Genomic DNA, 26,010 nt, shown 5'->3' on the forward strand with positions numbered 1-26,010 from the left:
CGGGCATCGGGATCACTTGTAGCAGACCGCCTTGGCCGCCTTGACGATCTTCTCGACCGAGGGCAGCGACAGGGCTTCCAGGTTGGCGGCGTACGGCAGCGGCACGTCTTCCTGGCAGACCCGCAGCGGCGGGGCGTCCAGATAGTCGAAGCCGAATTCCGTGATCCGCGCGACGATCTCGGCGCCGACGCCCATCGGGCCCCAGCCTTCCTCGGCCGTGACCAGGCGGTTGGTCTTCTTGACGCTTTCCAGGACCGTGGCGTGGTCCATCGGACGGATCGTGCGCAGGTCGATGACCTCCGCCGAAATGCCTTCCTTCTCCAGCTCCTCGGCCGCCTTCAGGGCGAAGCCCACCATGCGGCTGTAGGCCACCAGGGTGACGTCCGAACCCACGCGGCGGACCTTGGCCTTGCCGATCGGCACGACCCAGTCCTCGACGTCCGGAATGTCGAACTCGTGGCCGTACATCATCTCGTGTTCGAGGAAGACGATCGGGTTCGGGTCGCGGATGGCGGCCTTCAGCAGGCCCTTGGCGTCGGCCGCGTCGTACGGCGCGATGACCTTCAGGCCCGGGACATTGCCGTACCAGGCCGCATAGTCCTGGCTGTGCTGGGCGCCGACGCGCGAGGCCGCGCCGTTCGGGCCGCGGAACACGATCGACGACTTGATCTGGCCACCCGACATGTAGAGCGTCTTGGCGGCCGAGTTGATGATGTGGTCGATCGCCTGCATGGCGAAGTTCCAGGTCATGAACTCGACGATCGGCTTCAGCCCGGCCATGGCCGCGCCGACGCCCATGCCGGCGAAGCCGTGCTCGGTGATCGGGGTGTCGATGACGCGCTTGTCGCCGAACTCCTGCAGGAGTTCGCGGCTGACCTTGTAGGCGCCCTGGTACTGGGCGACTTCCTCGCCCATCAGGAAGACGCGGTCGTCCTTGCGCATTTCCTCGGCCATGGCGTCGCGCAGGGCGTCGCGGACCGTGATCTTCTTCATCGGCGTGCCGGCCGGAATTTCCGGATCGGCGAAGGTCGACGCGGCCGAGATCGGGCCACCAGCCGCGGGAGCGGCGGCGACGGGGGCCGGAGCGGCTTCAGCGGCGGGCGCCGGAGCAGCGGTCGGAGCCGAAGCGGCTTCGCCCTCGCCCTTCAGGCGCGCGATCAGGGTGTTGACCTTGACGTTCTCGCTGCCGGCCGGGACCAGGATGGCTTCCACCACGCCTTCGTCCACGGCTTCGACTTCCATCGTCGCCTTGTCGGTCTCGATCTCGGCGATCACGTCACCGGCCTTGATGGTGTCGCCTTCCTTGACGAGCCACTTGGCCAGGGTGCCTTCCTCCATCGTGGGGGAAAGCGCGGGCATCAGGATGTCCGTCACTCGGCGGCCTCCAGGTATACGTCGGTGTACAGTTCCGAGGGATCCGGCTCGGGGCTCGTGCGGGCGAACTCGGCGGCCTCGGCGACGATGCGCTTCACTTCCGCGTCGACGCCCTTCAGGTCGTCTTCCGTCACGCCGGCCTGGGCCAGGCGTTCCTTGATGTGGTCGATCGGATCGCGGGTCGTCTTGACCTCGTCGACCTCTTCCTTGGTGCGGTACTTGGCCGGATCCGACATCGAGTGACCACGATAGCGGTAGGTCTTCATCTCGAGGATGTAGGGACCCGAGCCGCTGCGGGCATGCTCGGTGGCGCGGGCGCCAGCTTCACGCACCGCGACGATGTCCATGCCGTCGACTTCCTCGCCCGGAATCCGGAACGAGACGCCGCGCTTGTGGAAGGCGGTTTCGGACGCCGCGCGCTCGACGCTGGTGCCCATGGCGTACTGGTTGTTCTCGATCACGTACACGACCGGCAGCTTCCACAGCTGGGCCATGTTGAAGCTCTCGTAGACTTGGCCCTGGTTGGCCGCGCCGTCGCCCATATAGGCGTACGAGACGTTGCCGTTGCCCTTGTAGTGGTTGGCCAAGGCCAGGCCGGTGCCGAGCGCCACCTGGGCGCCGACGATGCCGTGACCGCCGTAGAAGCCGGTCTCGATGTCGAACATGTGCATCGAGCCGCCCTTGCCGCGCGACGAACCGCCCGCGCGACCGGTCAGCTCGGCCATCACTTCGCGGGGATCCATGCCGGCGGCCAGCATGTGGCCGTGGTCACGATAGCCCGTGATGATCTGGTCGCCCTTCTGCGAGATCGACTGCATGCCGACCGCGATGGCTTCCTGACCGATGTACAGGTGGCAGAAACCGCCGATCAGGCCCATGCCGTACAACTGGCCGGCGCGCTCCTCGAAGCGGCGGATCAGCAGCATGTCCTGATAGAATTTCAGGAGTTCGTCTTTCCCGACGAAGGCGTTGACACCGGTGTCTACCGCCTTCCCCTCCGAGGCCTCAGCCTTGCGCGTACGCGCCATTCAAATCTCCCTGGCCAATCTTCATCGCGGCCTTCGTCCTGAAAGCGTTTCCCGCCGAAAAATCGTCGGTTCCGCGAAGGAAACGCCCTGATGTCTCTTCAAGATCAATCCGAGATCAAATGATCCACGGGCCGACCGGCAGCCGTTTCCAGGATAGGTGACCGGTCAGCTAGGACGCTTGACGCGGATCACATAGTCCCTCGGGTCGGCGTATCCTAGGAGAGAACGCGCACGCTCCTCCAATAGATCAGCCGACAAACTGCCGCTGCGTAATAGACGAGCGCGGGCCTCCAGGTCCATCCTCTCCGCGCGTATCTTCCTGAGTTCCTTTGTTTTTGCTGCTAGGTCCGCATTGCGCTGCGAGATCGACAGCAAGCCTCGATCGCCTGTCAAAGCGTGAAAGGCGAAGTAGAAAATCAGGAAAAAGATCGCCGCGGTCGGCAGGAAGGGTTGCAGTCGGGCGAACATCTGAGCGTCCCAAAGAGGGATTCGCAGGATCGCCGACCGTGCTTAACGCCTTCTAAATCTAGGCATTGCGAACGCCGGTCGCTCACGGACGGACCGTTCGATCGATGCTTTCAGGTGAGATCGTTTCACCCGCATCTAGATGCCGCATCGCCGAAGCCACTTCGCGGTCGCGAAGGCGGTGAAACTGGTCTCGTTTGAAACGACCGCCAAGCTTTTAGAAAATTTGTGGGTTAACCTACGCAACAACCATGTCCGCCGTTCGAAAAACCCGGGAAAGCGTCCGAGAATCGCCACGATCGGGCGCATCCTGTGGTGGAGCTTGAGAGGGATGCAGCCAATGACGTCGCGTCGAAACGTGGTTTTGAGCCTCACCGGAGGGCTGCTCGTCCCCGCCCTCGCGGTGGCCGCGGAGCCTGGCGTCGTCAAGGGACGCAAGGGCGGACCCGACATGATCAAGGGAAACCCGCCCAAGCTGGACTTCGGCAATGGCCTCCTGATCCCGATGGATGGTTCGATCTTCAAGGCTCTGTGGGAAGGCGAAGACCGGTGGATCACCTATGCCCATGCACTCTCCACACGCCAGGTCCGCGCCATGGGCCAAGCGGAAGACGCCGCGGTCGGCAAGATGAAGCTGATGCTGCTGACCTTGGCCTTCGCTCCCGATCGCCTGGAGCGGTTCGAGAATTGCGGCTGGAAGCTGAAGTCCGAGAATACGACCGATCTGGTCAAGGGAGACATCGCCCTTCCCGGCCGCCCCGTCATGCCGACGGTCGACGAGGTCAGCAACGCGATGGGCGGCGCGACGCCCGAAGGCGCGTCCATGGGCGAGCCGGCCTATCACGCCATCACCGGCTACATGGTGATGAAGAAGGACGCGCCGCTGACCTACGTAAAGCAAAAGGCGCGGCTCCTTTCGGAAGCCGCGCCTCGATAGCTTCAGCGATGTGGAAGGGTCTTAGCGACCCTTCAGCACCTTGCGGCCGACATAGACGCCCTGGTCGTCCAGCATCTGCTCGATCCGCAGCAGCTGGTTGTACTTGGCGACCCGATCCGAGCGGGCCAGCGAGCCGGTCTTGATCTGACCGCAGTTCAGCGCGACCGCCAGGTCGGCGATGGTGCTGTCCTCGGTCTCGCCCGAGCGGTGGCTCATGACGCTGGTGTAGCCATTGCGGTGGGACAGATCGACGGCGTCGATGGTTTCCGACAGCGTGCCGATTTGGTTGACCTTGACCAGGATCGAATTGGCCAGGCCCATGTCCAGGCCCATCTGCAGACGCTTGGGGTTGGTCACGAACAGGTCGTCGCCGACCAGCTGGACCTTCTTGCCCAGGGTGTCGGTCAGCAGCTTCCAGCCGTCGAAGTCGTCTTCCGACATACCGTCCTCGATCGACAGGATCGGGAACTTGGCGGCCAGACCGGCCAGGTAGTCGACCATGCCCGCGGGATCGAGCGACTTGCCTTCGCCTTCCAGCTCGTACTTGCCGTTCTTGAAGAACTCGGTGGCGGCGACGTCGAGGCCCAGGACGAAGTCGTCGCCGGCCTTGTAGCCGGCCGCTTCACCGGCCTTGACGATGAAGGCCAGGGCGTCTTCGGCCGAGCCCAGGTTCGGCGCGAAGCCGCCTTCGTCGCCGACGTTGGTGTTGTGGCCGGCGTCCTTAAGGGCCTTCTTCAGGCCGTGGAAGATCTCCGCGCCCATGCGCAGGGCTTCGCTGAAGCTCTTGGCGCCGGTCGGCAGGATCATGAATTCCTGGATGTCGATCGGATTGTCGGCGTGGGCGCCGCCGTTGATGATGTTCATCATCGGGGTCGGCAGCACGCGGGCGTTCACGCCGCCGACGTACTTGTAGAGCGGCATGCCGGCCGACTCGGCGGCGGCCTTGGCCGTGGCCAGCGAGACGCCGAGGATGGCGTTGGCGCCCAGGCGAGCCTTGTTCGGCGTGCCGTCCAGCTCGATCAACAGGTTGTCGACGCGGCGCTGGTCTTCGGCGTCCACACCCGACAGGGCGTCGAAGATCTCGCCGTTGACCGCGTCCACGGCCTGCAGGACGCCCTTGCCCAGGTAGCGGGTCTTGTCGCCGTCACGCTTTTCGTTGGCTTCGTGCGCGCCGGTCGAGGCGCCCGACGGGACCGCCGCGCGGCCGAAGGCGCCGTCTTCCAGGATCACGTCGACTTCGACGGTCGGGTTGCCCCGGCTGTCGAGAATTTCACGGGCGATGATGTCGACGATCTCGGTCATGGACTGCTCCTCAAGGCCTAAAGGCGCGGCAGCCTTTAGCCGCCAAGCGCCCCGGGCGCAACTTGACTTCCCTTTGGGGCGCCGACTGAACATCGGTCACAAACGGGAGAAACCTATGCTGGACGTCGAACGGCGCGGCCCGGTGGCCATCGTCACCCTCAACCGGCCCCAGGCCATGAACGCCCTTTCCAAGGCGCTGCGGGCGGCCCTGCACGACGCCATCGTCGCTCTGGACCAGGATCCCGACGTCAGCGTGGTGATCCTGACAGGCGCCGGCGAAAAGGCCTTCACCGCTGGCCTGGACCTCAAGGAGTTGGGCGGCGATCCCGACGCGATGAGCGCCGCCAACGATCAGGACGCTCGCTCCAACCCCGTCCGCGCGGTCGAGACCTGCCGCAAGCCGGTCATCGGCGCGATCAATGGCGTGGCGATCACCGGCGGTTTCGAGTTGGCCCTAGCCTGCGATGTGCTGATCGCCTCGGAGAACGCCCGCTTCGCCGACACCCACGCCCGTGTCGGCATCATGCCGGGATGGGGGCTGTCCCAGAAGCTCTCGCGCCAGATTGGGCTCTATCGCGCCAAGGAGCTGTCCTTGACCGGCAACTTCCTCGACGCCCGGACCGCCGCCGATTGGGGTTTGGTCAACCGCGTCGTGCCGGCGGCCGATCTGATGGCCGCCGCGCTGAAGCTGGCCGAAGACATGGTCTCGATCCCCGTGGAGACGCTGTCGTTCTACAAGTCGCTGATCGACGACGGCTACGCCCGGTCATTCGGCGAGGGCCTCACGGTCGAGCACGACCGCTCGAGCGTTCACAATCGCGAAGTCACGCCCGAGAAGGTCGAGGAGCGCCGGCGCCAGGTGATGGCGCGCGGTCGCTCTCAGTAGCCGTCAGGCATTCAGGGTCGGGGCGACCAGGCCGCCCTGCCCCAGCCGGAACAGGACCCGCCCCGCGCCGAAATCCAGCTCGACCCGCGAGAAGAGCCGCAGGACGTCGACGCCCAGCAGCGCCGCGGGGCGGTCGTTCAGCGACCAGAGGTCGAAAATGTGCAGATCCGCGAAGGCCATCGGGATGTTGGTGATCCGCAGATCGCCCATCACGATCGACGGCACGACGCGGAACTCCCCGAGCTGCATCTCGCCGCCGGCCGTCAGCAGGCGGGCCTCCTGGACGACGTCGGCGGATCGGCGACGACGGGCCGCGATGGCGCGGGCTAGGGCCATGTTGCCGATGCTCACGCCGCCGCCGGAATCGATGAAGGCCAGCGAGCGGGCCCCGGCGATCCGCGAGTCCGCCAAGGTCAGGCGTCCGAAGCGCTCGTCGGCCAGGACCGCGACCTCGCGCGGCAGTCGGCCCATGTCCGAGATAGGCTGGCTGCGACGGACCTCCAGCTGCTTCTTGCGGAAGTCCATGATGACATTGCGGCCTTCGAGGATATCGACCCCGAGCAAGCCGTCCGCGCCGACGCGATCATACGGCAGCACCGGCAGGATCGAGTCGAGGAGGCGTGCGTCGCCGGTGCGCATGTGGGCCACGCGGGCGGTCGTGCTCTGCACCGAGCCGGAGACGCCGTGGACGATGACGTCCGGTCCCGCCGGCAGATTGAGGCGTTCGGCGAGCCCCGGCGTCAGGACGCTGCGGTCCGCGCCCGTATCAACGACGAATTGGAAGGGGCCCTGGCCGTTCAGCATGACCGGCACGGTCATGCGGGCGTCCTGGTCCAAGGAGGCGTCCAGAATCAGGAGCGGCGGCTCGGCGAGCGGCGCCTGCCCCGACGGAGCCGGAGTCTGGGTTAGTGAAACCGGCGTGATCGCCTCAGCCAGCGCCGATGACGCCGTGAGCGAAAATCCCAGTCCCGCCGTGATGTTTCGGCGTGTGAGCATGGGTACCTCCCTTTAGGGAAGGCTAACACCGTTTTCCGAACGCACGACGAAAATACGACGAAAAACGCCGCCCAGCGAACCGGGCGGCGTCTTCGAAATCGTCAGAGACGAAAGGAGACCTTAGTCTTCCTTCGGCGTCAGGATCTGCTTGCCGTTGTACATGCCGGTCTTCAGATCGACATGGTGCGGACGACGCAGCTCGCCGGTGTCCTTGTCCTCGATGAACGAGTTAGCGCCCAGGGCGTGGTGCGACCGGCGCATGTTCCGGCGAGAAGGCGAAGTTTTTCTTTTGGGAACGGCCATCGAAGTGACTCTGCTCGCTGAGCGTGAAAATCGAGAGCGGCGACTCGGGAAAACCCAGGTCGCCGCGTGAGGGCGCGCTTATGCCCGAATCTCTTCCCTGATGCAAGACCCGGGAAAATGCCCCTTAAACGAGGCGTCCGTGCTCCTTCGCCGCCGCGATAAAGCTGGCGAAAAGCGGGTGTGGCGCGAACGGGCGGCTCTTCAGTTCCGGGTGATATTGAACGCCGATGAACCACGGATGGTCGTCCCGCTCGACGATCTCGGGCAGCACGCCATTGGGCGAACGGCCGGTCAATTTGAGGCCGGCGTCCTCCATCAGATGGGCGTAGCCGATATTGACCTCGTAGCGGTGGCGGTGGCGCTCGCTGATCTCGGTGCCGCCATAGATCTCGGCGACCTTCGAACCGGCCGTCAGGACCGCGTCGTAGGCCCCCAGGCGCATCGTGCCGCCCAGGTCGTCGTTAGCTCGGCGCTGGACGGTCTCGTTGCCCTTGATCCACTCGGTCATGATGCCGACCACGGGACGCTCGGTAGGGCCGAACTCGCTGGAGCTGGCGTCCGTGATGCCCGCGACGTTCCGCAGGGTCTCGATGACCGCCATCTGCATGCCGAAGCAGATACCGAAGTACGGCACCTTCCGTTCGCGAGCGAACTGGGCCGCTCGAATTTTTCCTTCAGCGCCACGTTCGCCGAAGCCGCCGGGCACCATGATGGCGTGGGCATTCTCCAGACGAGCCGCGGCCGCGCCCTCATCGCCCTCGAAGGTCTCGCTCTCGACCCAGTCCAGGTTGACCTTGACCTTGTTGGCCAGGCCGCCGTGGTGGAGGGCCTCAATCAGCGACTTATAGGCGTCCTTGAGCACCGTGTACTTGCCGACGACGGCGATGGTCACCTCGCCGTCGGGATGCTGGACAGTGTTGTCGATCGTCTTCCAGCGCGTCAGGTCCGGAGCCGGGGCGTCGCTCATGCCGAAGACGTCGAGGACTTCGGCGTCCAGACCCTGCTCGTGATAGTCGATCGGCACCGCGTAAATCGACGCGGAGTCCATCGCCTGGATGACCGCGCTGGGCCGCACGTTGCAGAACTGGGCGATCTTGCGCTTTTCCTCGGCCGGGATCTCCTGCTCGCAGCGGCACAGCAGGATGTCGGGCTGGATGCCGATCGAGCGCAGTTCCTTGACCGAGTGCTGGGTCGGCTTGGTTTTCATCTCGCCGGCCGTCTTGATGAACGGCAGCAGGGTCAGGTGCAGGTAGCAGCTCTGATTGCGCGGCAGGTCTTGGCGCAGTTGGCGGATGGCCTCGAAGAACGGCAGCCCCTCGATGTCGCCCACCGTGCCGCCGATCTCGACCAGCACGAAGTCGACCGGCTTCTCGCCTGTCTCATCCATGGCCGGCGACAGGACGAAGTCCTTGATCTCATTGGTGACGTGCGGAATCACCTGGACGGTCGCGCCGAGATAGTCGCCGCGACGCTCCTTCTCGATGATCGTCTTGTAGATCTGGCCGGTGGTGATGTTGTCGGCCTTCTTGGCCGACACGCCGGTGAAGCGCTCGTAGTGGCCGAGGTCGAGGTCGGTTTCGGCCCCGTCGTCGGTCACGAAGACCTCGCCGTGCTGATACGGGCTCATCGTGCCCGGATCGACGTTGAGATAGGGGTCGAGCTTACGAAGGCGGACCGTGTAGCCACGCGCTTGCAGCAGCGCGCCGAGCGCCGCCGAGGCCAAACCCTTGCCAAGCGAGGAAACCACGCCGCCGGTGATGAAAATGTACCGCGTCATGGGCGATCAGATTACCCGTGATTCGACGACGCCGGTGAAAAGACCTGCGTTCATCAACAAGATTAAACCCCCGAGGTTGCCCTCGGGGGTCGGTTCAAAGTCCGTCTGGGACGGTTATGGCTTGGGCTGCTCGGCCGGCGGGGCCGCCACGGTGGGCGGAGCGGCGGCGGCCGGAGCCGTCTCCGCCGGTTTAGCCGCGGCCTTCGGAGCCGCCTTGGGCGTCGCCGCCGGCTTCTTGGCGGGTTCGGCGGGCGCCAGCAGCGACGGCTGCGCGGCGGCCGGAGCCGGAGTGTTGAGCTGCGGGGTCGGCGCCTGGATCGCGCCGGCGGGCGGCAGCGAATCCAGCGAACCGGGCGCGGGAGCCACCGGGGCCGGCGCGGCGTTCAAGGACTTGGTGTCGAGGCCCTTCACCTGATCGGCCACCGAACCGCCGGTGTTGGCGCGGCCGGTCAGCAGCGTCAGCGTCAGGCTGATCACGAGGAAGACCGAGAACAGGATCCAGGTGATGCGGGTCAGCAGGTCGCCGGCGCCGCGCGCGGTCATGAAGCCCGTGTTCCCGCCGCCCATGCCCAGCGCGCCGCCTTCCGAGCGTTGCAGCAGGACGACCCCGATCAGACCGAGGCAGACGACGATGTTAATGGCCAGCAGGACGCCGATGAGCATGACGAAGTTGTTCTCGATGCGGGCGCGGGCGAAATGCCGCGTTAAAAACGAAGCGGCCCCTCTACCACTAGAGCCGGCTCCGCGCCATAGCTGGGAAGCGCCCTCCCAAACGCAAGCCCCAAAGTCGAGCTTACGGACCGCATGATCCTCGAGACCGAACGCCTGACCCTCACGCCCCTGACGGTCGACGACGCGCCCCTGATCTATCCGTTCCTCAGCGACGCCGAGGTGATGTCGAATCTTGACCAGGAGCCGATCGAGGATCCGGACGAGGTCGCCAGCCGCGTGGCCGCCCAGGTGGACGAGATGATCGCGGGCGACGCCGCCTACTGGACGATCCGTCATACGCTCAGCGGCGCGTTCCTGGGCTATTGCGAGTTCATCGACATCGACAAGCGCCACGACCGGGCCGAAATCCGCTTCGTCGTCGACCGCAAGGGCTGGGGCCAGGGCTTCGGCTCCGAAGCCGTCGGCGCCCTGCTCGCCCACGGCGCCGGCAGCGGCCTCAAGAGCCTGGTGGCCAGCACCCACGTCGGCGACAACCGCTCCGAACGCTTGCTGCAGAAGCTGGGCTTCAAGGCCGAGGGCTATCTGAAGGGCGCCGTCCATCGCGACGGAGAGCGCCGGGACCGCCGACTTTACGGTTTGCAGCTCTAGATTTTTGGGTGCGGCGATCGGTGTTATCGACCGGCAAGGTTAACAAAGGCATGTTGCCTGTTAACCGTCGCGCCACGAATCGGCCGCGTCTGGAACGGAGAACCCGATGCGCTCGCCCGCCGACATGGATATCGTCCAGATCGATATCAGCACCAAGTGCCACCTCGCCTGCTCGAACTGCACCCGGCTGATCCCCCACCAGACGCAGCGCGCGGACATGGCGCTTGAGACCTTCGAGCGGTCCGTCAAGAGCATGGAGGGCTGGAACGCCCCCAACAAGGTGATCGGCGTCATCGCCGGCGAACCCACCCTGCACGGCAATTTCGAGCAGATCTCGCGCCGCTTCGCCGAACTGTGGGGCGGCGACAACACCTCGAACGGCAAGGCGCCGATCAAGGATTTCAACGACTTCGCCAATCAGCGCCTGTTCGACCGCTCGAACGGTCGCGGCCTTTGGACCAGCCTGGGTAACGGGTTCTACAAGAACTACGAGACCATCATGGAGGTCTACAGCCACTTCAACACCAACACCCACGAGACGGCCGGCCAGCACCAGGCCCTGTTGATCTCGCGCAAGGACTACACCCAGGCCACCGGCATGTCGGACGCCGAGTGGGAGTACAATCGCGACAACTGCTGGGTCCAGAAGCTCTGGTCGGCGACGATCAACGACAAGGGCGCCTATTTCTGCGAAGTGGCCGGCGCCATCGACCGGCTCTATTTCGGCGGCAAGCACGCCTGGCCGGTCGAGCAAGGCTGGTGGCAGCGCACCCCGGATGATTTCAAGGACCAGCTGGACCTCTGCAACTATTGCGGCCTGGCCCAGCCGGGTCCGTCGCAGCTGGACCTGCTGGACCGCGACATCATCTCGGCCGAGCACAAGGCGATCCTCAAGAAGCTGGGCAGCCCGGCGATCCGCAAGCGCGCCTACGAGATGTTCGACCCGGAACTGCACATGCAGAAGCGCCAGGTCGAGACGCGCGACAACTATGTCGGCGACGCCAGCTCGGGCCGCCGCGTCGGCATCGGTCACAACTCGACCAAGCCGCGCAAGCTGGCCTGCGTCCTGACCTCGGTCGGCTACGGCGACGACCTGGCCCTGACCCTGCCCTCCAACATGCGCGAGTTCGACGAGATCATCGTCGTCACCTCCAGCGACGACCTGCGCACCCAGGAGGTCGTCAAGGAGAACGGCGCGACCCTCGTGATCTCGGACCGCTGCTTCGAGGACGACCAGGCCTTCAACAAGGGCAAGATGCTCAATGACGGCCTGAAGACCCTGAAGGACGCCGACTGGGTGGTGTTCACCGACGCCGACATCCTGATGCACGAGGGTCTCTACGAGATCTTCATGTCCCACTCGTGGAACCCTGGCTGCCTCTACTTCACGGGCCGGATCGACAGCCAAAAGGTCGAGGGCAAGGACAGCGAGAAGACCAATTTCGAGCCGAACGGCTATTTCCAGCTGTTCAACGCCCGCGCCACCGCCATCCGCGACAGCTGGCCCAATGTGGTCAACGAGAACTTCTGCTCGGCCGGCAGCGTCGACAGCTGGTTCTACCAGCAATGGCGTCGCGACAACCTGTTCGGCATCAGCGACATCCCGGTCCGCCACATCGCCAGCGCGCGCCTCGGCGAGAACTGGAACGGCAAGGAGCCCAAGCCGCTCAAGTGGCGCCAGTTCGGCATCCTGACCGTCAACGGGGTCACCCCCCTGCTGCCCGCCGAGGGCGTGCCCGACACCGTGCGCCTGACCGACACCCGCTACGGCGAGACCGTCACCTGCGCCCGCGACGACATCCCCACCCACGTCCAGATCGGCCCCGAGGGTAATCTGATCTTCCTGGGCAAGGACATCGGTCACATGCACATCCACGTCGCCTACTGGGCGGACTGAGACCTCACGGCTCCGCCGCTTCACGCGGCGGAGCCGCTGAAGTTCCGAAAGGGACGCGGAGCGCCCGGGCGACGCCCGGAGTGTGGGTAGTGAATACCGTTTCGACGAAGACCGAACGCTCCGCGCGGCCGTTATCCGGTGAGCCCTCGACGCGCGGGGTCTTAACCCGCTTCCGAAAGAGGCCCCCGACGGGCGGGCCGGGGCGACGACCCCGGTCCCGGAGTGCTCGGGCGATTTCAGCCCGGGCCCGTTGCTCTCATCAGCCCGACATCCCACGTCGTTTTTGTGTTCCAGGGTCGACTACCTCAGGAGGGATGCGGTTGCGGGCATGACCCCGCGCCGACGAGCGCTACCCGCTCGACCACCCCTGACAGCCGTCACGATCGCCGGCCGGACGTCCCTTCCAAGCCGTCAGGTGGGATTAGTATTGCGGGCGTTTTGAACGCGGATGATTGGGCGGCGCGTAAAATCGACAAGTCGTTGGTTTTGCTTGGTTCTACTTTGTGAATTCCGAGGACCGAGCACTACCAATCCCCAACACTCGTCATCCCAGGCGGCGTAGCCGACTCTGGCCCCAGGGGACGGCGCGGCCCCCTCGCCCTCTCTGAGAGACGGGATTATCCCCGTCCCGGTCGACGGTCTCGGAGCCAAGCCCTCGCCCACGGGTTCTCTTCAGGGCAGCAGAGGCGATCATCATGCCCCACGAACCGACCAAGGCGCCCGAGCCCGCCAACGAGAATGAAGCTCATCCCGCCGGCCTGGAGGCGCCGCCGCCACCGGAGCTGGATCCGACCAAGAAGACCAACGCGACGCACGATCCCACCGCGACCGACCCGGGCAACGGCGCCGACTGAAGCGCCCTACTCCTTGGCCAGCCTGGCCAGCACGCTGAGGATCTTCTCGGCCGCGTCGAGGCGCTGGGCAGGGGTGTCCCACTCGCCCTTGATCACGACCTTCTGGTCCGGGCGGACCTTCCAGATCAGATTGTTCTTGCCGACGTACTGCATCAGCCCCAGCGGATTGGCGTAGGTGTCGTTGCGGAAGCTGGCGACCGCGCCCTTTGGACCCACGTCGATCTTGGCGACATTGGCTTCGCGGCACAGGCCCTTGATGGCGACGACCTTGAGCAAGGAGTCGGTCTCGGGCGGCAGCGGGCCGAAGCGGTCGATCATCTCGGCGGCCAGGGCCTCGCGGTCATTGGCCTGCTCGGCGTCCGACAGGCGGCGATAGAGCGACAGGCGCACATTCAGGTCGGGCACATACTCGTCGGGGATCATCACGGCCGAGCCGGTATTGATCTGCGGCGACCAGCCGCGATCCTCCAGCAAGGCCTCCTGGCCCTGGCGTTGACGCAGCTCGGCGACGGCGTCCTCCAGCATCTGCTGATAGAGCTCGACCCCGATCTCCTTGATGTGGCCGCTCTGTTCGTCGCCCAGCAGGTTGCCGCCGCCGCGCTGGTCCAGGTCGTGGCTGGCCAGCTGGAAGCCGGCCCCCAGACTGTCCAGCGACTGCAGCACCTGCAGGCGCTTCTCGGCCGACAGGGTCAGTGATTTCTCGACCGGAGTCGTCAGATAGGCATAGGCGCGGGCCTTGGAGCGACCGACGCGGCCCCGGATCTGATAGAGCTGGGCCAGGCCGAACATGTCGGCGCGGTGGACGATCAGGGTGTTGGCCGACGGGATATCCAGGCCGCTCTCGACGATCGTGGTCGCGAGAAGCACATCGTACTGGCCCTCGTAGAAGGCCGTCATCACGTCTTCCAGCTGAGTGGCCGCCATCTGGCCGTGGCCGACGACGTACTTCACCTCGGGCACCTGGGTGCGGAGGAACTTCTCGATGTCCTCCAGGTCCTTGATGCGCGGTACGACATAGTAGGACTGGCCGCCGCGGTACTTCTCGCGCAGCAGGGCCTCGCGCAGCGTCACCGGGTCGAACGGGCTGATATAGGTGCGCACCGCCAGGCGATCGACCGGCGGGGTGGCGATGATCGACATCTCGCGAATGCCGCTGAGCGCCATCTGGAGGGTGCGCGGGATCGGTGTCGCCGTCAGGGTCAGCATGTGCACGTCGGCGCGAAGCTCCTTGAGCTTCTCCTTGTGCTTGACCCCGAAGTGCTGCTCCTCGTCGACGATGACGAGGCCCAGGTCCTTGAACGACACCTGCTTGGACAGGATGGCGTGGGTGCCGACCACGATCTCCAGCTGACCGTTGGCCAGGCCCTCGCGGGTTTCCGAGGCTTCCTTGCCGGTGACCAGGCGCGAAAGGCGCGTGATCTTGATCGGCCAGCCCTGGAAGCGGTCCTTGAAGGTCTTGTAGTGCTGGCGGGCCAGCAGGGTCGTCGGGCAGACGATGGCCACCTGCTTGCCGCTCATCGCCACGACGAAGGCCGCGCGCAGGGCGACCTCGGTCTTGCCGAAGCCGACGTCGCCACAGATCAAGCGGTCCATCGGCTTGCCGGACGACAGGTCCTCGAGCACATCATGGATGGCGCTGAGCTGGTCGTCCGTCTCCTCGTAGGGGAAGCGGGCGCAGAACTCGTCGAACACGCCCGACGGCGGGTCGGTCTCCTCGACATGCTTGAGTTGGCGAGCGGCGGCGATCTGGATCAGGCCCTCGGCCATGATCCGCAGACGCTCCCTGGCCTTGGCCTTGCGGCCCTGCCAGGCCGCGCCGCCCAGCTTGTCCAGCTGGACCGTCTCGGGATCGGCCGCGCCGTAGCGGGTCAGGAGGTCGATGTTCTCGACCGGCAGATAGAGCTTGGCCTCCCCGCCATACAGCAGGTCCAGGCAGTCGTGCGGCGCGCCCTGCACGTCGAGGGTCTTGAGGCCCTCGTAGCGGCCGATGCCGTGGTCGATGTGGACGACGAGGTCGCCGGGCGTCAGCGCTGAAGCCTCGGCCAGGAAGTTGGCGGCGCGACGCTTCTTGCGCGGTCGGGCCAGGCGGTCGCCGAGGATATCGGTCTCGGAGATGACCGCCAGTTGGTCGGTCTCGAAGCCGTGGTCCAACGGCAGCACGACGCGCTGCGGCGTCTTCGGGTCATTGGCCTTGGCCGCCTGCCAGTAGCCGGCATAGGGGATCTTCTTCAGCCCGTGATCGGACAGCATGGTCCCCAGGCGCTCGGACGAGCCCTCTGACCACGAGGCGAACAGCACGCGTTTTCCATTGCCCGCGAGATCGCGGGCGTGGGTTGCGGTGGCCTCGAACAGGTTGACGCTGTCCTGGGCCCGCTCGGCGGCGAACACCCGGCCGAGCTTCGCGCCCAGGTCGACCACGTCCAGGCCTTGCGGCTGGAACGGTGTGAACTTGCGGTGCGTGCGGTCGGAAAGCTCCCGCTCCCACTCCGCGACCGTCAGGTACAGGGCTTCGGGCGGCAACGGGCGATAGGCCGACTTGCGGTCGGCCTGGGCGCGAGCCTCGTAGGCGTCAAGGATCATGGCCAGGCGCTCGTCGCGAGCCTCGGCGGCCTGGTGGTCGACGCCGATCAGGGAACCGGCCGGCAGATAGTCGAACAGGGTCGCCATCCGCTCGTAGAACAGCGGTAGCCAGTGTTCGAGGCCGGCCCGGCGCCCGCCTTCGCTCACCGTCGCATACAGCGGGTCGTCCCCCGGCGCGCCGAACTCGGCGACATAGCCCTTGCGGAACCGCGAGATCCCTTCGGCGTCCAGCAGGGCCTCGCTGACCGGCAAGAGGTCGATCTCCCTCAGCTGCTTGGTGGAGCGCTGGGTCTCGGGATCGAAGGCCCGAATGCTCTCCAGCGTGTCGCCGAACAGATCGAGGCGCACCGGCTCCTCGGCGGCCGGCGGATAGACGTCGATGACCCCGCCCCGGATCGCGAACTCGCCACGCTCGGAGACGGTGGAGGCGCGGGCGTAGCCATTGACGGCGAAATAGCGCTCCAGGTCCTTGATATCGACCACATTGCCGACCTTGGCGCTGTAGGACGCGCGCAGCAGCACATCCTTGGTCGGCACGCGCTGCAGCAGGGCGGGCGCGGCGATGACCAGGATGGCCGGCTTCGTCTCACCCAGGCCCCGGGCCAGGCGCGCCAGGGTCGACATTCGGGTCGCCGAGACCCCTGGGGACGGACCGATCCGGTCGTACGGCAGGCAGTCCCACGACGGAAACAGCACGCCCTCGATCTCGGGCGCGAAGAACTTCAGGGCGTCGATGAACGCGCCGGCGCGGGCGGTGTCGCGGGCCACGAACGCGGTCAGGCCGCCACGGGCGCGGGCGATGTCGGCCATCACCAGCGTGTCGAAGCCTTCCGGCGCGCCGGCCAGGGTCAAGCCACCGGCGGCCTTGGCGATCTGTTTGGCGTCGTAGGCCATCAAGTCTCTTTAAATCTAGGTCAGGTGATCTAGGTCAGGCGCCGTCGCCGGCGGGACGCGAGGCGTGCGCCTCGAACCGGAACGCACGGATCATCGCCAGGACATCGGTCTCGAACTTTTGAGGCGTCGGCTCCTGGCCGACGATCCAGGCGTAGATCTCGCGATCCGACTCTTCGAGCAGGGTTTCCAGGGTGTCGAACTGCTCTGGCGTGAGGTTCGGGCCATGGACGTCCGCGAACGGGCCCAAAATCAGGTCCGCTTCCCGGAATCCGCGATGCCAGGCGCGGAAACGAAGGCGCCGAAGGCGGGAGTCGTGGTCGATGGTCATGCCCGGGCGGATATAGAGCGGCGGTCGTCGAGGCGCCAGTATTACGGCTTGCGCCATTCCATGATCACGTACCAGGGCGCTCGCCGATATCTGTCAGCACGCTCGGGATCGCCGCCGACGGGCGCGGGCTCGTCGAAATGGGTCAGGACCAAGCCCGCGCCCAGGAACCACTGCATGTAGTCCTTCAGCGGACGATGCCAGTTGATGATCTCGATGCCGCGCCAGCGCTGCCACGAGGCGCGGGGCTCGAGATAGTGGTCGATGGCGAAGTGGGTCTTCCGCCCCAGCAGGTTCCTCTGCCAGCCGTCGTTGGCGCGGGCGCTCGAAAAGCCGGTCAGGTTGGCGACCAGCAGGGTCCCGCCGGGCTTCAGGACCCGCGCCATCTCGGCGATCGCGCGGCCGGCGTCTTCGATATCGATCAGCGACAGGCAGGCGACGACCAGGTCGAAGCCGGCGTCGGCGAACGCCAGCGCCTCGGCGCGGCCTTCCACATACTGGCCTTCCGGATCCTTCGCCCGGGCGACTTCCAGCAGTTCGACCGTTGGGTCCAGGCCGATGGGATCGAAGCCCTCGCGGCGCAGAATCCGGCAGAACCGCCCTTCCCCGCAGCCGACATCCAGCGCCCGGCCAGGCGTCAGCAAGCGCAGGCGCTCGGTCATCGGCGCGTCCAGCACATACCGGCGGCCATAGTCGCCGTGATCCCCCATATCGGCGACCCAGGCTTGGGCCGAGGCTTTCCAGCCGTTGTCGCTCATCTTCCGAATACCCCCTATCGCCTTGTGGCGATTGACTTTGCCGTCTTTCGGCCTATTTATCCCCACCTTCGGAGCAGGTCTGGCGAATCCGCGCCGCCCGCTCGCCCAAGCACGGGCGGCTCCGATCAGATCCAGCGTGTAATGACAGAATTTTCCGACCTCGGGCTCTTGCCCACGACCCTGCAGGCGGTCGCCGACACCGGCTATACCACTGCGACCCCCATTCAAGCCCAGGCCATTCCGGTCGCCCTCGCGGGCCAGGACGTGCTCGGCATCGCCCAGACGGGCACCGGCAAGACCGCCGCCTTCACCCTTCCGCTGATCGACAAGCTGCAGTCGGGCCGCGCCAAGGCCCGCATGCCGCGCGCCCTGGTCATCGCCCCGACCCGCGAGCTGGCCGACCAGGTCGCCGCCAGCTTCGAGAAGTACGCCAAGGGCACCAAGCTCTCCTGGGCGCTGCTGATCGGCGGCGTCTCGTTCGGCGACCAGGAAAAGAAGCTGGACCGTGGCGTCGACGTGCTGATCGCCACGCCCGGCCGCCTGCTCGACCACTTCGAGCGCGGCAAGCTGCTGATGACCGGCGTGCAGTTCCTCGTCGTCGACGAGGCCGACCGCATGCTGGACATGGGCTTCATCCCGGACATCGAGCGCATCTTCAAGATGACGCCGCCGAAGAAGCAGACCCTGTTCTTCTCGGCGACCATGCCGCCGGAAATCACCCGCCTGACCAAGCAGTTCCTCAAGGATCCCGTGCGGATCGAGGCGGCGCGCCCGGCGACGACGAACGAGAACATCACCCAGTTGCTGGTGAAGGTCCCCTCCTCCGATCCCAAGGCCAAGCGCCTGGCGCTGCGCGCGCTGATCGAGAAGGCCCAGATCGAGACCGGCATCGTGTTCTGCAACCGGAAGACCGAAGTCGACATCGTCGCCAAGTCGCTGCGCTCGCACGGCTTCGACGCCGCCGCGATCCACGGCGACCTCGACCAGAGCCAGCGCATGAAGACCCTGGCGGACTTCCGCTCGGGCGCGCTGAAGATCCTGGTCGCCTCGGACGTCGCCGCGCGCGGCCTGGACATTCCGGCCGTCAGCCACGTCTTCAACTACGACGTCCCGCACCACGCCGACGACTACGTCCACCGCATCGGCCGCACCGGCCGGGCCGGGCGTTCGGGCGTGACCTACATGCTGGTGACCCCGGCCGACGACAAAGGCTTCGACAAGGTCGTCAAGCTGATCGGCTCGACGCCCGACGAAGAGAAGCTGGACCTCGACTACTCCAACGCCGTGACCGTCAAGCGCGACGGCGACCGTGACCGCAAGCGGGGCGGTCGCGATCGCGATCGTGGCGAACGCGGTGATCGTCCGTCGCCGCGCGCGCGTGGCCGCGGTCGTTCGGAAGACGCCGTCGCCGAGGCCGCGCCCGCCGAAACGGTCGAGGCCGCCACGGTCGAAGCGCCCGAAGCCGGTGTCGCCGAGGAGCGTCCCGCCCGCGAGCGTCGCCCGCGCCGTGACCGCAACCGTGACCGCGAGCCTCGCGCTGACGCCCCCGCCGCGGCGGAAGCCGTCGAAGTGGCTGAACGGCCCGAGCGCGCCGAGCGTTCGGAACGTCCTGAACGCGCTGAACGTGCACCTCGGGCCGAGCGTCCTGCGCGCGCCGAGCGCCCGGATCGCGCTGAGCGCCCCGCACGTGCTGAACGTCCGGAGCGGACCGAGCGTCCCGAACGGACCGAACGCCCTGAGCCGAGCGAACGCCCGGAACGCTACGAACGCCCGGTTCGCGGCGTCCAACCCATCCGTGGCCGCGAGGACGACGACGATCGTCGCGTGGTCGGGTTCGGCAACGACGTCCCGGCCTTCCTGGCGCGCCCGCCGCGCGGGAAGTAAGGCGTCGAGCCTTCGACGTCCCAGACAAATGGAAAGCGCCGGGCGGGATCGTCCGGCGTTTTTCGTTTGAGGGCTCGGTTCCGCTTTCCGTCCAAGCCGCTAGGATCACCCTGCTATGGAGCGACTGGCGCGGGTGAAGATCGTCGGCTGGCAAGGCGCCAGCTTGTGGCTGCTGCGGACGCCGCCGCCTGAGCCGGACAAACCGCCCCGCAACGACTTCCACGCCCACCATGCCATCCAGATCGTCTTCAGCCTGGGCGGGACTTTCCAGCTCCGCACGGCGGACGGGACACTGGCCGGCGATTGCCTGGCGATCGCCCCTGACACTTCGCACCAGTTCGAGGCTCAAGGCGCCTACGCCATCCTGTTCGTGGAGCCCGAAAGCCGGGCCGGAAGGGCCATCGCCGCGGCGCTGTTCGGCGAGAATGATCTCTGCGCTCCGCCTGCGGCCCTGATCGCCGGTCTCGACGAACACCTGAACCGCCTGCGGGAAGCGCCGAACGACGAAACCCTGATCGCCACCGGACAGGCCCTGGTCGATCACCTGGCGAGTGGCGTGGGCCACAGGCCTGTCGACCCAAGGATCGCGACGGTGATCGCCTGGGCTGGCCGCGAATGGCAGGACCCGATCCGGCTGGCGGACGCCGCCGCCCTGGCGGGCCTGTCGCCGAGCCGCTTCAGCCACCTGTTCGTCGAGCAGACCGGGCTGTCCTTCAAGACCTACCTGCTGTGGATTCGACTGAACCGTGCGCTCGGCCCGATGGTCGACGGCGCCAACCTGACCTCGGCGGCCCACGAAGCCGGTTTCGCCGACTCCGCCCACTTCAGCCGGACCTTCCGTCGGATGTACGGCGTCGCGCCGATCAGCCTGGAACTTGTCTAGCTGTTGCGTTCAAGCGGACCACCCAGCCGGCCCGCTAAACATCGGATCATCCACTCACGAAAGGACGATCCGATGATCGAAGACACCCAAACCCAAGCCGTCGCCGAAACCCAGGACGCCGGCCCCTGCAACCGTCCGGGCTGCGGCTGTGGTCCGGACTGCCGCTGCGGCGACGCCTGCGTCTGCACGCCGGCCGAGAACTGCGCCGCCTGATCGGCCAGGAGCGGGCGTCGACGCTCATCGCGCGCGGCGCTCGCTCACGCCTTCCCGACAACCGAGACCTGGATTTGGAATGATCGGCGCGACCCATCTGGCGCTTCTGGCGTGCGGCCTACTCTTCCTCACGGGCCTGATCACGGGCGTGTGGAAGTACCACCACATGATCACCGACGAGACCGGCGCGGCGCCGGTCTATGTCGACGTCTGCCACCGCGCGGCCCTGATGTACGCCTTCGCGTGCCTGGTGCTGGCCGAGTTCGCCCGCAAGAGCATCTGGCCCGAAACTGTCAATGTGCTGGCCGTCGCCATTCCCGTGGCCTTCTTCGCCCTTGCCGTCGGAACCTACGCCGTCCACGGCGTGCTGCGGGACACCGACAACCAGCTTCGCCGGCCCCATCGCCTCGGACGCGGGACCGTTCATGGCGGCGTCGTCGGCCTCTTCATGTACGCCCTGATCGTCGGCGAGATCGGCGGTTTTGTCGTGCTGTTCGCGGGCTCGGTGGAGGCCTTGCTACGATGAGCGCCCTTCCCGCCCTCGCGATCGGCGCGCTGGCCGCCCTGGCCGTCTGCGGGTTCACCCGCGCCACCGGGCTCGACCGTGATCGCGCCGTCTACCCCGTGATGTTGATCGTGATCGCCTCGTATTACCTGCTCTTCGCGGTGATGGGCGGATCGGTGGCGGCGCTTGGCCAGGACGGGCTCGTCGCCTGTGTCTTCCTGGCGGCGGCGGTCGTGGGTTTCCGGAGCAGCCTCTGGCTCATCGTCGCGGGACTGGCCTTGCATGGCGCCATGGACATGGTCCACGGCCAGTTCATCGTCAATCCAGGCGCGCCGACTTGGTGGCCGCCGTTCTGCATGGCGTTCGACGTCGGCGCCGCGATCTGGCTCGCTATTTCGCTGTCATCGGTCGCGCGAGGAAACCGCACCGAGACCCTCACCGACCAATAGCCCAGCTCGCGGAACGCTGTTATCGTCCTTCTCGTTCTCGGCTTGATCGCGCCGAAGCTCGGCCCGGTCGCGCCCAACAAGAATGGGAGGACTGCCTTTGGCCGCCATCGAACCCGAACTCGACAAGCAAGCCATCCTCATCGCGCACGAGAAGACCTACCACGCCTTCGCGGTGCTGCTGCGCTGGTCCATGCTGGGCCTGGCCGCGAGCATCAGCGCGCTAACGGTGTGGTTCGCCACGCCCGGCGGCTTCTGGGGCGGCCTGGTGACCTTCGCCGTCGTCTGGGTGGCCGGCTACTACGGCATGGTCAAGCGCGAGGAAGAGCAGTCGCTCGATCCCTGGGCGCCGGGCCGCAAGGGCATCCTATAGGGCCGCATCCACGAACGTCAGCAGGTCGTCCAGCGACGGCCTGAAGGCGAACTTGAAGCCGCGACGGAACCTCGCCAGCACCGGCGCCTCGCGCGCCGGGCATGGTGACGCGCAGACATAGCCGCGCCAGTCGACGCCAACTTGCCGGCAAGCCGCCCTCACCCACTGGCTGGTGAAGTTCAGCGGCTGGATCTCCACGACCCGCGCGCCGCGCGGCAGGAAGACCGCATTGGCCAGGGCCGCGCCGCTGGCGCCGACCACGACCTCGGCGTCGCGCATCAGGGCGATCTGCTCGCCGGCGCCCAGGGTTTCGGGTCGGACGATCGTGAAGCCCCGCGATGCCAGGGCGCGCTCGAGCGCCGCCTCACCGACCATCACCCGCATCGATTGGCCACGCCGCGAGAGATAGACCCGCCGTGCGCCGCGTCCCGCCGGGGCCCGCTCAAGCACCCGCGCCGCCACCTCGGCCAACAGGCCGTTCGGATGGTGCAGAAAGTGATCCATGCTCGTCGAGAAGGTCGCGCGCTTCAGGCGGACGACCGGCGCGTCGATCTCGCGGAGTTCGATCGCCGGAAAGGCCATGGCGATCAGGTCGCTTTGCCAACTGGTCAGCTTCGGCGCGAGGGCCGGGGCCGCGCCCAGCAGTCCCGCCTGTTCCAGCGCCAGAAGCGACGGCAAGGCGTCGATGACGAAATGGCCGTAGTTGAAGGTCGCCCCCCAGGGCAGAAACACCGCTCCGCTGTCCATCTCGAGCGCCGAGGTCGGCGGCGTAAAGCGGGTCGCGTTCGCGCCAAGGCCGGGGATCGCTGACAGGTCCTGCGAGCCGTGCCGCGCCTCGCCGACCGTGGCGTTATAGAGCGCGCCGTTGGTCCCGATCAGCCCGCCGAAGCCTGGAAACCACCAGGTCTCGCCGACCGCGCAGAGCGCCGGCACGTTGACCGGCGGCGGCGTGGCGATGTCATGCGGCCAGGCGTCGGCCTCTGGGCCGCCCACAAGGCCCAGCGGCGCGCCGGCCGAGGCGTCGTGCTCCGGCGACCACGCGACACCCGGATCGCCGCGCGCGAACCGCTCGCGCAACTCGGCGACCTGCATGCGCGGCAGATCCTGGGCTTCGACGATGGGGCGCAGGGCGAGCGGCGCGGTCATGGGCCGCTTGGAGCATGCCGCGCCCGCCTTGGCTACGTCTTGACCCTATTTCTTGATCTGGCTCGCCAGGTACTTGCGGATCCCCTCCCCGTACGGCGGGCGCAGGCCCAGCATCGGGGCGATGTCCTTCTTCAACTGCTGGAACACGGCCTTGCGGTGGCTGAACTCGCGGAAGCCGTCGTGGCCGTGATAGGCGCCCATGCCGGCCGGGCCGACGCCGCCGAACGGCAGGTCCTCTTGGGCGACGTGGAAGATCACGTCGTTGACCGTGACCCCGCCACTGGTCGTGCGCGCCAGCACCCGGTCCTTCTCGGCCTCGTCGGTCCCGAACCAGTAGAGCGCCAGCGGACGGTCGTGGGCGTTCACATAGTCCACCGCCTCATCGACGTTCTTGTAGGTCTTCACCGGCAGGACCGGGCCGAAGATTTCCTCCTGCATCACCTTCATGTCGTCGGTGGGATCCAGGATCAGGGTCGGCGGGATCTTGCGGTGCTCCTGCTGCGACAGGTCCTCGCCGGCCGGATTGATCTCGACGATCCGAGCGCCCTTGGCCCGGGCGTCATCGACATAGCCCTTCACCCGGTCGTAATGGCGCTGGGCGACCACGGCCGTGTAGTCGGGATTGTCCTTCAGCGTCGGGAAATAGCGGCCGACGGCGGCCTTGGCTTCGGTGACGAAGGCCTCGACCTCCTCCTGCGGCGCGAAGACATAGTCCGGCGCCAGGCAGATCTGGCCGGCGTTCAGGGTCTTGCCGTTCATGATCCGCGCCGCGGCCGTGGCCATGTCGGCGCCGCGCGACAGGATCACCGGGCTCTTGCCGCCCAGTTCCAGGGTGACCGGCACCAGGTTCTCGGCCGCGGCGCGCATCACGTGGCGGGCCACCGAGGTCGCGCCGGTGAAGACCAGATGGTCGAAGGCCAGGCCGGCGAACGCTTGGCCGACCTCTGGCCCGCCGACGAATACCGCGACCTCTTCCTCCGAGAACGCCTTGGCGAACATGGCCTTCAGGAGGTCCGAGGTCGCCGGCGTGAATTCCGACGGCTTGATCATCGCCCGGTTGCCGGCGGCGAACACGCCAGCCAACGGCGCGAAGGTCAGGTTCACCGGGAAGTTCCAGGGGCTGATCACGCCGACCACGCCCTTGGGCTGCCACTGCACGCTGGCCTTGGCGCCGAACAGGCCCAGAATCGCCGGCGTCGTCTTGCGCTTCTCCGGCCTCATCCACTTGGCAACGTTCTCGCGCGCGAACTTCAACGGCCCGATCGAGCCGGCGATGTCCGTCAGGGCTGTCGCCTCCGGCGAGCGCGAGCCGAAATCGGCGTTCACCGCCTTGGCGATCTCGGCCTGGTGTCCGATCAGCAGGTCAATGCAGCGGTTCAGCCACTCAATTCGGGTTTCGAGGCTCAGCGGGCCATCGCGCAGATGCGCGGCCTTTTGGCGCTGGAGGACGTCGTTCATCGCGGCTTTGTGCGCGTCGAAGGACAGATTCACCGGTGCATTCATGGCCTTTTCGCTCCCTCCCAAGGCTCCGGCTTGGCGCGGAGCTCAGCTTATCAATGATCACCATGGGCGAGAGGATGGGGTGACGCAAGCGAGCCCGTTCGTTCTTAACGCCTCGTAAGAACTCTCCGGTCTAAGGTCGCGCTCCAAGCGATCGGTGTTTCCGCAGGGGGAGCCGCCGACGGGGGAAGAGAAAATGTCGGACGTCGAAACCACTCTACGCGGTCCCGAAGCCTACAAGATCGCTTCGCGCGCCCTGGAGCTCATGGAGCGACACCAGGTCTGGCCGACCGCTCTGAACTTCGAGCTGTGGACCCACTATGTGGCCGATCCCGATGGCGCCCTGGCCCGTGAGCTGACCCGCCTGATCTCGCTCGGCGAACCGATGACCGAACTGGTCAGCGAAGAGCTGGCGGCGACCTACCTGCCCAAGGCCCGCCTGAACGAACAGATCCGCGACGCGGGTGACATCCTGTCCAAGGAACTGGAAGCCGTCTCCAAGGCCATCCAGAACGCCCAGAAGTCGAACGCCGCCTTCGGCAAGCAGCTGGCCGGCGCCAGCAAGAGCCTGGACGGTCCGACCGACGTCGACTCCATCAAGACCCTGGTGTCCGGCCTGGCCGACGCCACCCGCCGCGTCCACAAGGAAAACCAGTCGCTGGAATCGCGCCTGGCCGACTCCACGGCCGAGGTCGAGCGCCTGCGCGAACACCTGGAACAGGTCCGCCGCGACGCCACCACCGACGGCCTGACCAATCTCGCAAACCGCAAGGCCTTCGACGAAGAGCTGGACCGGGCGTGCTCCGAGGCCGACGAGCAAGGCACGACGATCTGCCTGGCCGTGCTCGACATTGACCATTTCAAGGGCTTCAACGACACCTGGGGCCACCAGACCGGCGACCAGGTCATCCGCTACGTTGCCTCGGTGATCGGCCGTGTCGCCGCTCCGCCGCGCTTCGCCGCCCGCTACGGCGGCGAGGAATTCGCGATGATCTTCCCGCGCGAAAGCGCCGCGCAAGTGGCCATGACCCTGGAAGAGATCCGCGTCGAGGTCTCCTCGCGCATGCTGAAGCGTCGCTCGACCAACGAGGACCTGGGCGCCATCACCATTTCCTCGGGCTTCGCCGAGCGTAAGTCGAAAGAGAGCGGGCACTCGCTGATGGAACGCGCCGACGCGGCGCTCTACGGCTCCAAGCGCGGCGGCCGCAACCGCGTCACCGCCGCCGAATCCATGCCGGGCGCCGCCAACGCCGCCTGATCGAAATTCGAACTACCGTCACCTTCAGCGCCGTCGACCTCCGGGTCGGCGGCGTTTTCCTTTGAAGATTCCACTAGCCTTCCCAAAGGGCAAAGGCGCCTAGACT

Annotated in this window: 25 protein-coding genes; 12 read left to right on the forward strand and 13 right to left on the reverse strand. The window is 66.6% G+C overall.

The genetic code is table 11. The features are described 5' to 3' along the window. Positions 1–12: 12 nt before the first annotated feature. From AC1RRV_RS19325 to AC1RRV_RS19335, 3 genes are all read right to left on the reverse strand, one after another. The gene (locus tag AC1RRV_RS19325) at positions 13–1,374 is read right to left on the reverse strand and encodes a pyruvate dehydrogenase complex E1 component subunit beta (RefSeq protein ID WP_492861266.1); all 1,362 of its coding nucleotides are present in this window, start codon (positions 1,372–1,374) and stop codon (positions 13–15) included. After that, on the reverse strand, positions 1,371–2,402 hold the full coding sequence (pdhA, locus tag AC1RRV_RS19330; RefSeq protein ID WP_492861267.1) for a pyruvate dehydrogenase (acetyl-transferring) E1 component subunit alpha: 1,032 nt from the start codon (positions 2,400–2,402) through the stop codon (positions 1,371–1,373). The genes AC1RRV_RS19325 and pdhA overlap by 4 nt, the downstream gene beginning before the upstream one ends. A 165-nt stretch (positions 2,403–2,567) precedes the next feature. After that, positions 2,568–2,870: an FtsB family cell division protein gene (locus AC1RRV_RS19335; RefSeq protein WP_047405705.1), complete on the reverse strand. Its 303-nt coding sequence runs from the start codon at positions 2,868–2,870 to the stop codon at positions 2,568–2,570. 139 nt (positions 2,871–3,009) lie between these two features. Here AC1RRV_RS19335 and AC1RRV_RS19340 point away from each other — a divergent pair, with 139 nt between their 5' ends. After that, complete coding sequence (locus AC1RRV_RS19340; protein ID WP_492861268.1) at positions 3,010–3,804, forward strand: hypothetical protein; 795 nt, start codon at positions 3,010–3,012, stop codon at positions 3,802–3,804. 21 nt (positions 3,805–3,825) lie between these two features. Here the strand turns inward: AC1RRV_RS19340 and eno are convergent, their stop codons facing one another. Further along, positions 3,826–5,106, reverse strand: coding sequence for a phosphopyruvate hydratase (gene eno / locus AC1RRV_RS19345; RefSeq protein WP_492861269.1), 1,281 nt, complete (start codon positions 5,104–5,106; stop codon positions 3,826–3,828). 115 nt (positions 5,107–5,221) lie between these two features. On the opposite strand from eno, the gene AC1RRV_RS19350 reads away from it, so the two are divergent. Continuing rightward, the gene (locus AC1RRV_RS19350) at positions 5,222–5,992 is read left to right on the forward strand and encodes an enoyl-CoA hydratase (protein WP_492861270.1); all 771 of its coding nucleotides are present in this window, start codon (positions 5,222–5,224) and stop codon (positions 5,990–5,992) included. Between the two features lie 3 nt (positions 5,993–5,995). Here the strand turns inward: AC1RRV_RS19350 and AC1RRV_RS19355 are convergent, their stop codons facing one another. The 4 genes from AC1RRV_RS19355 to secG form a co-directional block, all read right to left on the reverse strand. Next, the gene (locus AC1RRV_RS19355; RefSeq protein WP_492861271.1) at positions 5,996–6,988 is read right to left on the reverse strand and encodes a retropepsin-like aspartic protease; all 993 of its coding nucleotides are present in this window, start codon (positions 6,986–6,988) and stop codon (positions 5,996–5,998) included. A 120-nt stretch (positions 6,989–7,108) separates the two neighbouring features. After that, positions 7,109–7,291, reverse strand: a complete 183-nt coding sequence (gene rpmF / locus AC1RRV_RS19360) for a 50S ribosomal protein L32 (protein ID WP_010919589.1) — start codon at positions 7,289–7,291, stop codon at positions 7,109–7,111. A 124-nt stretch (positions 7,292–7,415) separates the two neighbouring features. Next, on the reverse strand, positions 7,416–9,068 hold the full coding sequence (gene pyrG / locus AC1RRV_RS19365; RefSeq protein WP_492861272.1) for a CTP synthase: 1,653 nt from the start codon (positions 9,066–9,068) through the stop codon (positions 7,416–7,418). Between the two features lie 114 nt (positions 9,069–9,182). After that, positions 9,183–9,731 (reverse strand): preprotein translocase subunit SecG, encoded by a 549-nt coding sequence (secG, locus tag AC1RRV_RS19370; protein WP_492861273.1) that lies wholly within the window; start codon positions 9,729–9,731, stop codon positions 9,183–9,185. A 141-nt stretch (positions 9,732–9,872) separates the two neighbouring features. On the opposite strand from secG, the gene AC1RRV_RS19375 reads away from it, so the two are divergent. From AC1RRV_RS19375 to AC1RRV_RS19385, 3 genes are all read left to right on the forward strand, one after another. Further along, positions 9,873–10,388 (forward strand): GNAT family N-acetyltransferase, encoded by a 516-nt coding sequence (locus tag AC1RRV_RS19375; protein WP_492861274.1) that lies wholly within the window; start codon positions 9,873–9,875, stop codon positions 10,386–10,388. Between the two features lie 106 nt (positions 10,389–10,494). Continuing rightward, complete coding sequence (locus AC1RRV_RS19380; RefSeq protein ID WP_492861275.1) at positions 10,495–12,285, forward strand: hypothetical protein; 1,791 nt, start codon at positions 10,495–10,497, stop codon at positions 12,283–12,285. A 695-nt stretch (positions 12,286–12,980) separates the two neighbouring features. Further along, positions 12,981–13,139 (forward strand): hypothetical protein, encoded by a 159-nt coding sequence (locus AC1RRV_RS19385; protein WP_492861276.1) that lies wholly within the window; start codon positions 12,981–12,983, stop codon positions 13,137–13,139. Between the two features lie 6 nt (positions 13,140–13,145). Here the strand turns inward: AC1RRV_RS19385 and mfd are convergent, their stop codons facing one another. From mfd to AC1RRV_RS19400, 3 genes are read right to left on the reverse strand one after another with little or no spacing between them, the layout of a single operon-like run. After that, positions 13,146–16,613 carry a transcription-repair coupling factor gene (gene mfd, locus AC1RRV_RS19390; RefSeq protein WP_492861277.1) on the reverse strand — a complete coding sequence of 1,156 codons (3,468 nt, stop codon included), beginning with the start codon at positions 16,611–16,613 and terminating at the stop codon, positions 13,146–13,148. Positions 16,614–16,647: 34 nt separating this feature from the next. Further along, complete coding sequence (locus AC1RRV_RS19395) at positions 16,648–16,941, reverse strand: FAD assembly factor SdhE (RefSeq protein WP_492861429.1); 294 nt, start codon at positions 16,939–16,941, stop codon at positions 16,648–16,650. Between the two features lie 41 nt (positions 16,942–16,982). Next, on the reverse strand, positions 16,983–17,714 hold the full coding sequence (locus AC1RRV_RS19400) for a class I SAM-dependent methyltransferase (protein ID WP_492861430.1): 732 nt from the start codon (positions 17,712–17,714) through the stop codon (positions 16,983–16,985). A gap of 123 nt (positions 17,715–17,837) precedes the next feature. Here AC1RRV_RS19400 and AC1RRV_RS19405 point away from each other — a divergent pair, with 123 nt between their 5' ends. From AC1RRV_RS19405 to AC1RRV_RS19430, 6 genes are all read left to right on the forward strand, one after another. Then, the gene (locus AC1RRV_RS19405; protein WP_492861278.1) at positions 17,838–19,580 is read left to right on the forward strand and encodes a DEAD/DEAH box helicase; all 1,743 of its coding nucleotides are present in this window, start codon (positions 17,838–17,840) and stop codon (positions 19,578–19,580) included. Between the two features lie 115 nt (positions 19,581–19,695). Then, positions 19,696–20,463 (forward strand): helix-turn-helix domain-containing protein, encoded by a 768-nt coding sequence (locus AC1RRV_RS19410; protein WP_492861279.1) that lies wholly within the window; start codon positions 19,696–19,698, stop codon positions 20,461–20,463. A 72-nt stretch (positions 20,464–20,535) separates the two neighbouring features. Continuing rightward, positions 20,536–20,676, forward strand: a complete 141-nt coding sequence (locus AC1RRV_RS19415) for a hypothetical protein (protein ID WP_492861281.1) — start codon at positions 20,536–20,538, stop codon at positions 20,674–20,676. A 79-nt stretch (positions 20,677–20,755) separates the two neighbouring features. Beyond that, a complete protein-coding gene (locus AC1RRV_RS19420) occupies positions 20,756–21,202 on the forward strand; it encodes a hypothetical protein (protein WP_492861282.1) in 447 nt (148 codons plus the stop codon). Further along, positions 21,199–21,630: a hypothetical protein gene (locus tag AC1RRV_RS19425; RefSeq protein ID WP_492861284.1), complete on the forward strand. Its 432-nt coding sequence runs from the start codon at positions 21,199–21,201 to the stop codon at positions 21,628–21,630. The genes AC1RRV_RS19420 and AC1RRV_RS19425 overlap by 4 nt, the downstream gene beginning before the upstream one ends. A gap of 97 nt (positions 21,631–21,727) precedes the next feature. Continuing rightward, complete coding sequence (locus AC1RRV_RS19430) at positions 21,728–22,000, forward strand: hypothetical protein (RefSeq protein ID WP_492861285.1); 273 nt, start codon at positions 21,728–21,730, stop codon at positions 21,998–22,000. On the opposite strand, the gene AC1RRV_RS19435 is transcribed toward AC1RRV_RS19430, so the two are convergent. Continuing rightward, entirely contained in the window at positions 21,995–23,146 is a 1,152-nt protein-coding gene (locus tag AC1RRV_RS19435) for a glycosyltransferase family 61 protein (protein ID WP_492861286.1), read from the reverse strand. The two genes, AC1RRV_RS19430 and AC1RRV_RS19435, sit on opposite strands and share 6 nt — an antisense overlap. Positions 23,147–23,191: 45 nt before the next feature. Then, positions 23,192–24,649, reverse strand: coding sequence for a coniferyl aldehyde dehydrogenase (locus AC1RRV_RS19440; RefSeq protein WP_492861287.1), 1,458 nt, complete (start codon positions 24,647–24,649; stop codon positions 23,192–23,194). 193 nt (positions 24,650–24,842) lie between these two features. Between AC1RRV_RS19440 and AC1RRV_RS19445 the strand changes: the two genes are divergently transcribed. Then, positions 24,843–25,904: a GGDEF domain-containing protein gene (locus tag AC1RRV_RS19445; RefSeq protein ID WP_492861288.1), complete on the forward strand. Its 1,062-nt coding sequence runs from the start codon at positions 24,843–24,845 to the stop codon at positions 25,902–25,904. The last annotated feature ends 106 nt before the right edge of the window (positions 25,905–26,010 follow it).

The sequence above is a fragment of the Caulobacter sp. GW821-FHT11E10 genome (assembly GCF_058808375.1).